Raw genomic sequence first — 1,515 nt, forward strand, 5'->3', positions numbered from 1 at the left:
AGGTTGGTGGTGATGACGACGCTGGTGCGCTCGTACAGCTTGCTGAGCAGATGGAAGAGCATGGCTCCGCCCGATGGGCTGAAGGGCAGATAACCCAGCTCGTCGAGGATGAGCAGGTCGAGACGTAGCAGGCGTTCTGCCAACTGGCCGGATCGGTTCATGGTCTTTTCCTGCTCAAGCGCATTGACCAGATCGACCGTGGAGAAGAAGCGAACCTTCTTGCGGTGATGCTCGACGGCCTGGACGCCCAGTGCCGTTGCGATATGACTCTTGCCGGTTCCAGGCCCGCCAATCAGCACGACATTGTCGGCGTTTTCCATGAAGTCGCCTTGGTGAAGCTGGCGGACGAGGGCTTCGTTGATCTCGCTGGCGGCAAAGTCGAAGCCAGCCAGATCCTTGTAGGCCGGGAAGCGGGCCGCCTTGATCTGATAGGCGATGGACCTGACCTCGCGTTCGGCCATCTCTGCCTTCAGGAGTCCAGCGAGCATCGGCACGGCAGCATCGAAGGCAGGCGCGCCCTGCTCGATCAGTTCGTCGGCGGCCTGAGCCATGCCGAACATCTTGAGGCTGCGCAGCATGACGACGACCGCGGCGCTGGCGGGGTCATGACGCATGGCGGATATCCCTCAGCCTGTCATAGCGAACGACATTGGCCTCGGGCTCCTGCGTCAGGCGCAGGGCCTGAGGCGCATCGATTGGCGACGCTGGAGGCGCCTTGCCGTCGATGAGGCGATGCAACACGTTTAGAACGTGGGTCTTGGTGGCGACACCGGCCTCCAGAGCCAACTCGACCGCGTTCAACACAGCCTGTTCGTCGTGATGCAGAACGAGAGAAAGTATCTCGACCATCTCCCTGTCGCCACCAGAGCGCTTGAGCAGATGGCCTTGTAACTGCCGGAAGGCTTCGGGCATCTCGAGGAAGGGGGCGCCATTACGCAAGGCGCCGGGCTTGCGCTGGATCACCGCCAGATAATGCCGCCAGTCATAGATTGTGCGTCCCGGCTTGTGATGGGAGCGCTCGATGAGCCGGGCATGTTCGCACAAGATCTGGCCTTCGGCCGCTATGACCAGACGATCAGGGTAGATCCGCAGGCTGACCGGCCGGTTCGCGAAGGAAGCGGGTACCGAATAGCGGTTGCGGTCGAAGGCGATGAGGCAGGTTGGCGACACGCGCTTGATCTGCTCGACAAAGCCATCGAAGGGCCGGCCCAGCGGCATCAGGCAGGAAACTTCCTCGGCATGCACATCGGCCACGGTGCCCGGCATGACACTATGCTGGATATCGCTCCATTGGGCGATGCATTGCTCTTCCAGCCAGGCGTTCAGCTCAGCCAAGCCCGGAAAACTTGGCATCGGTTGCCACAACCGGCGCCGAGCGTCCTGGACGTTCTTCTCGACCTGCCCCTTCTCCCAGCCTGAAGCCGGATTGCAGAAATCCGTCTCGAACAGATAGTGGCTGGCCATGGCGGCAAACCTTGCGTTGACCTGCCGAGCCTTCCCGGTCCCGATCTTGTC

General features: G+C 61.7%; 2 protein-coding genes. Both read right to left on the minus strand.

Annotation, left to right across the window (positions count from 1 at the left end; genetic code table 11):
- Positions 1-614, minus strand: a 614-nt coding sequence (gene istB / locus L284_RS44225) for an IS21-like element helper ATPase IstB (protein ID WP_021235833.1), incomplete at its 3' end; no start/stop codon positions are given.
- A partial coding sequence (locus L284_RS44230; protein WP_021235834.1) for a Mu transposase domain-containing protein occupies positions 604-1,515 on the minus strand: 912 nt, incomplete at its 5' end. The genes istB and L284_RS44230, both read right to left, overlap by 11 nt.

It is taken from the genome of Novosphingobium lindaniclasticum LE124, assembly GCF_000445125.1.
GTDB classification, from domain to species: Bacteria; Pseudomonadota; Alphaproteobacteria; order Sphingomonadales; family Sphingomonadaceae; genus Novosphingobium; species Novosphingobium lindaniclasticum.